At 69.0% G+C, this 5,368-nt stretch carries 5 protein-coding genes; all 5 read right to left on the bottom strand.

Annotation, left to right across the window (positions count from 1 at the left end; genetic code table 11):
- Positions 1-61: 61 nt before the first annotated feature.
- The 5 genes from urtE to urtA all read right to left on the bottom strand — a co-directional run bounded on the left by urtE (position 62) and on the right by urtA (position 5,098).
- On the bottom strand, positions 62-763 hold the full coding sequence (urtE, locus tag G6021_RS06080; RefSeq protein WP_182640858.1) for an urea ABC transporter ATP-binding subunit UrtE: 702 nt from the start codon (positions 761-763) through the stop codon (positions 62-64).
- Positions 760-1,665, bottom strand: coding sequence for an urea ABC transporter ATP-binding protein UrtD (gene urtD / locus G6021_RS06085; protein WP_241736441.1), 906 nt, complete (start codon positions 1,663-1,665; stop codon positions 760-762). The genes urtE and urtD overlap by 4 nt, the downstream gene beginning before the upstream one ends.
- The gene (gene urtC / locus G6021_RS06090; RefSeq protein WP_241734252.1) at positions 1,662-2,879 is read right to left on the bottom strand and encodes an urea ABC transporter permease subunit UrtC; all 1,218 of its coding nucleotides are present in this window, start codon (positions 2,877-2,879) and stop codon (positions 1,662-1,664) included. The genes urtD and urtC overlap by 4 nt, the downstream gene beginning before the upstream one ends.
- Entirely contained in the window at positions 2,876-3,760 is an 885-nt protein-coding gene (gene urtB, locus G6021_RS06095) for an urea ABC transporter permease subunit UrtB (protein ID WP_182610272.1), read from the bottom strand. The genes urtC and urtB overlap by 4 nt, the downstream gene beginning before the upstream one ends.
- An 84-nt stretch (positions 3,761-3,844) precedes the next feature.
- Positions 3,845-5,098, bottom strand: coding sequence for an urea ABC transporter substrate-binding protein (urtA, locus tag G6021_RS06100; protein WP_179523262.1), 1,254 nt, complete (start codon positions 5,096-5,098; stop codon positions 3,845-3,847).
- Positions 5,099-5,368: the final 270 nt, after the last annotated feature.

Below are 5,368 nucleotides of genomic sequence, written 5' to 3' on the forward strand. Positions count from 1 at the left end.
TCCGCACACCTGCCTCTCGGCCGATGTGTGCGGAACGCTCTTGGCGAGGGGACCGGTTCGCTCAGATCGCCAGCGCCGACGTCACCTCGTGGGCGGCGGTGTCGTCGGAGGCGCCCGAGTGGGTGACCCGGCCCGACTCCACCACGTAGAACACGTCCGAGGCCCTCAGGGAGAACCCCACGTGCTGCTCGACCAGCAGCACGGACAGGTCGCCGCGCGAGGCCAGGTCCACGATGATCCGCTCGATCTCGGCCACGACATTGGGCTGGATGCCCTCGGTCGGCTCGTCCAGCACCAGCAGCCGCGGCTCGGTGATGAGCGCCCGGGCGATGGCCAGCTGCTGCCGCTGCCCACCGGAGAGCAACCCGGCCTTCCGATCCAGCAGCTCCTTGAGCGCCGGGAACAGGTCGAGCGACTCGTCGATGAGCGCCTTCCCCCGCTTGCGCCCGTCCGCCACGACCCGCAGGTTCTCGACGGTCGTGAGCTGGGTGAACGACTGCTGACCCTGGGGCACGTAGCCGATACCCAGCGCCACTCGGCCATGCGGTTTGAGTCCGGTGATGTCCTGGCCGTCGAAGGTGATCGTGCCGGCCTTGCACGGCAGCAGGCCGACGGCGGCCCGCAGCAGGGTCGTCTTTCCCGCCCCGTTGTGCCCGAGCACCGCGGCCACGCCCCCGGCGGGGACCTCCAGGTCCACCCCGTGGAGCACCTCGGACCCGCCGTACCCGGCGCGGACGCCGGACATCTGCAGTAGTGCGCTCATTCGTCTGACTCCATCTCGGGTTCGGTGCCGCTTTCCGGCTCGGTACCGCTTTCCGGCTCGGTATCGGTTTCCAGCTCGGTGCCGGTTTCCAGCTCGGTGCCGGTGGCGGCCGCGGTGCCCAGGTACACCTGCTGGACATTGGGGTCGGCCTGGATCTCGGCGACCGTGCCCTCGGCGAGGACCTTGCCGGCCGCGAGGACGGTGACCGAGGTGGCGAAGTCGCGCATGAAGTCCATGTCGTGCTCCACCACCACCACCGTGCGGTCGGCGGCGATGCGCTGGAGCAGTTCGCCGGTGGCCTTGCGCTCGTCCGCCCCCATGCCGGCGACGGGCTCGTCGAGGAGCATCACGTCGGAGTCCTGGACGAGCAGCATGCCGATCTCCAGCCACTGCTTCTGACCGTGGGCCAACACCCCGGCCTTGGTGCCGGCCAGGTGCTCGAGACCGATGGTCTCCAGCGCCTCGGAGACCACGGTCGCGCGGCCGCGGCGCCGCCGGAGCAGGGTCACCCATCCCCGACCGGAGCCGGCCGCGATGTCCAGGTTCTGCTCCACCGTGAGGTCCTCGAAGATACTGGCCGTCTGGAAGGTCCGTCCGATCCCCATGCGCGCGATCTTGTGGGTCTTCATCCCCAGCACCGGTTGCCCGGTCTTGTCGACCGTCCCCGTCGCCGGGACCAGCCCCGTGATCGCGTCGACGACGGTGGTCTTGCCCGCGCCGTTGGGTCCGATGAGGAACTTGAGGTCTCCCTGGATCAGCGTCAGGTCCACCCCGTCGACGGCACGGAACCCGTCGAACGAGACGGTCAGACCGCGGACCTCCAGGTAGGTCCGTCCCGTCGAGGCGCCGGCGCGGCCGCCTCCGGCCCCGGTCGAATCGGTGGCCACAGCGGTGGGGGTCATGGGGTCTCCTCCGTGTTGGATCCGGTGGATCCGGTGGTGGCGGGGGTCGCGGGGCCGGACCCGGTGGACCTGCGGCGCCGGCGGATGACGAACAGGCTGGCCAGGCCGCCGGGCAGGAAGCCCACGACGACGATGAAGAGCACACCCTGCAGGTAGGTCCACTGCGACGGGTAGGCCTCGGAGAAGGTCGTCTGTGCCCAGGCCACGCCGATCGCTCCCAGGACCGGGCCGAGCAGGGTGGCCCGGCCGCCGATCGCGACGCCGATGAGGAACGCGATCGACGGGGCGATGCCGATCGCCGAGGGCGAGATGATCCCGACGATCGGGACGAACAGCGCGCCGGCGATCCCGGCGGCGAAGGCGGCGACCGCGTACGCCAGGGACTTGACCAGCGCCGGGTCGTACCCCAGGAAGCGGACCCGCTCCTCCTGGTCGCGGACGGCCACGAGCAGCTCACCGAAGCGCGAGTGCATGAGCTGGCGCACCAGCAACACCACTCCGATGAGGGCGCCGCCGGTGATGAAGTACAGCATCTGGCGGTTGGCCGGATCCGACAGGGCGAAGCCGAAGAAGCCGGTGAACCGGTTGAGTCCGTTGGATCCGCCGAGCTCGGGGCGGCTGACCAGGAAGATCGCCGCGGCGGCCGCGAGGGCCTGGGACAGGATCGCGAAGTAGGCGCCCTTGACCTTGCGGTTGAACACCAGGTATCCGAACCCGAAGGCCAGCAGGGGTGGCAGGAGCAGGATCACCACGAGGGTGAAGATCGGCGAGGCGAACGGTTCCCAATACCCGGGCAGCGACCGCATCCCGGCGATCTGCATGAAGTCCGGCAGGGCGTCGGGACCGCCGCGGTCGCGGGCGTCGGCGAGCTTGAGGTACATCGCCATGGCGTACGCGCCGACGCCGAAGTACACGCCCTGGCCGAGCGTGAGCATGCCGCCCCGCCCCCACGCCAGCCCGATCCCACTGGCGACGATGCCGAAGCAGAAGAACTTGGCCAGCAGGTTGAGCCTGAACTCGCTCAACAGGACGGGTGCGACGCCGAAGATGAGGATCGCGGCGACGGCGAGCGCCACCCAGAACACCCAACGGGGTCGTTCGCCCTCGGTGGTCAGCGCGCCGGGCAGGGGCAGACGAGGTGGCCGTCCCCGACGACCCGCGGCCGGCTCGGCCGGGTCCGGGGTGGTGGTGCCGATGGTGGCGGTGTCGGTCATGCCAGGCTCCTGGTCTTGACGGCGAACAGCCCCTGCGGGCGGATCTGGAGGAAGACGATGATCGTCACGAAGACGAGCACCTTCGCCACGGAGGCGGTCGTGGAGTATTCGAAGAACGAGTTGAGGATCCCCAGCGCGAAGGCCGCGATGACGGCGCCCCTCAGCTGACCGAGGCCCCCGACCACCACCACGAGGAACGCGTCGATGAGGTAGGACTGCCCGATGGTGGGGCTCGTCGAACCGATGAGGGTCAGCGCCACGCCCGCCACCCCCGCGAGGCCGGAGCCGATGAAGAACGTGGTCAGGTCGCTGCGGCGTGAGTTGATGCCGGAGCTCTCGGCGAGGTCGCGGTTGAGGGTGACGGCCCGGATGCGCCGCCCCATCGGGGTGAACCGCATGGCCGCCATGAGTGCGGCGACGCACGCCACGGCCAGGAGGAAGATGAAGACCCGCGTGTACGGGACGGAGGCCCCGAGCAGGACCAGGTTCCCGCGGAGGAACGCGGGCACCTCGACGTTGACGGCGGGGGCTCCCCAGATGTCGCGCGCGATCTGTTGCAGCACCAGCCCGACGCCGAAGGTGACGAGCAGTGTGTCGAGCGGTCGGGCGTACAGCCGTCTGATGAGCAGCACCTCGAGGATCACCCCGAGCAACCCGCCCACCACGAACCCCGCCACGAGGGAGATTGCCAGCCCCGCACCGGAGGCGGCGACGAATTGTTGGATGACGTAGGCCGTGTAGCAGCCGGCCATGATGAACTCGCCGTGCGCCATGTTGATGACGCCCATCTGCCCGAAGGTCAGGGACAGGCCGAGCGCTGCGAGCAACAGGATCGAGCCGATGCTCAGTCCCGTCGCGAGTTGACCGATGATGACGTCCACACCGGCTCCTTTCTCCTGCGTGCACCCGCCCGCGGCGGCCCCGGTGACCGGGACCGCCGCGGGGGGCGGTGGACTCGGACTGGGTCAGTTACCGGACAGGTCGCCGGCCCAGTCGTAGCCCTCGAGGAAGGGGTCCGGCTCGATGGGCTCGCCCGAGCTCCACACCTCGTAGATCAGGCCGTCGGGGCGGATCTCCCCGACGAGTGCGGTCTTGGAGATGTGGTTGTTGTCCCCGTTGATCGTCACGGTGCCCTCCGGGGCGTCGAAGCTGACCCCGCCCGCGTTCTCCTGGATCTCGGCGACGTCGAAGCTGCCCGCCTTCTCGACCGTGTTCTTCCACAGGAACAGCGAGGTGTACGCGGCCTCCATGGGGTCGGAGGTGACCCTGTTCTCGCCGTACTTGGCCTTGAACGCCTCGACGAACGACGTGTTCTCCGGACTCTCGATGGTCTGGTAGTAGTTCCACGACGTGAGCTGGCCCTCGATATTGTCCGCGCCGATGCCCTGGACCTCTTCCTCGGCGATCGACACGCTCACCACCGGGGTGTCCTCGGCGGTGAGGCCGGCGTTGGTGTACTCGCGGAAGAAGGCCACGTTGGAGTCGCCGTTGAGGGTGTTGAACACGGCGTCCGGGTCGGCGGTGCGCACCTTGTTGACGATGGTGGAGAAGTCGGTGGACCCGAGCGGCGTGTAGTCCTCACCGAGGATCTCGACGTCGTTGGCCTCCGCCCACGCCTTGATCACGCGGTTGGCGGTCTGCGGGAAGACGTAGTCCGAACCGACGAGGTACATCGACCGGGCGCCCTGTTCCTTGAGGTACTCCAGCCCCGGGACGATCTGCTGGTTGGTGGTGGCGCCGGTGTAGAAGATGTTCTCCGACGCCTCGAGCCCCTCGTACTGGACGGGGTAGTAGAGCAGCGCGTTGTTGTCCTCGACCACCGGCAGCATGGCCTTGCGGGAGGACGAGGTCCAGCCACCGAAGATCGCGGCCACGCAGTCGCTGGTGATGAGCTTCTGCGCCTTCTCCGCGAACACGGCCGGGTCGGAGGCCCCGTCCTCGACCACGGTCTCGATCTGCTTGCCCATCACTCCGCCGTCGGCGTTGATCTGCTCCACGGCGAGCTCGACCGAGTCACGCACGGTCCTCTCGGAGATCGCCATGGTCCCCGAGAGGGAGTGCAGCGACCCGATCTTGATGGTGTCCCCGGAGGTGTCCACGCACGATTCCGCGGGGGCCGCGGCGGTGTCCGAGGTGCGGTTGCCGCAGGCGGTGAGGGCACCGGCCCCCAGAACCACGAGGGCGGCGGCGGCAGCAGTGCGTCTGGAGATGGATTTCACGCGGGTTCATCCTTGCCGTGTGCGGGCGGTCGGTGGCCCCCGCTTCTCGGGGATCGACGCTCGATGAACGCAAAGTTATGAGTTTCATGTGAGCCGCACGGTTCCACAGTGTTTCGTCTGTGTTGCCTCGATCCACCTGCAGTGAACCCTGGGTTTCTCAGCCCTTGCGCAGGTCCGGCGCCGGCGCCCCCAGCACCTGCTCACGCGCGGCGGACCACACCGCGCGCACTGCGGCCTCCACCGCCTCCGGGCTGCCGCCCACCACCCGGG

The sequence above is a fragment of the Dietzia sp. CW19 genome, assembly GCF_014145265.1.
GTDB lineage: Bacteria > Actinomycetota > Actinomycetes > Mycobacteriales > Mycobacteriaceae > Dietzia > Dietzia natronolimnaea.

Excerpts from the sequence above, each read along its gene's own strand:
- urtE (WP_182640858.1), bottom strand. The coding sequence starts at position 763 with ATGAGCGCACTACTGCAGATGTCCGGCGTCCGCGCCGGGTACGGCGGG.
- urtD (WP_241736441.1), bottom strand. The coding sequence starts at position 1,665 with ATGACCCCCACCGCTGTGGCCACCGATTCGACCGGGGCCGGAGGCGGC.
- urtC (WP_241734252.1), bottom strand. The coding sequence starts at position 2,879 with ATGACCGACACCGCCACCATCGGCACCACCACCCCGGACCCGGCCGAG.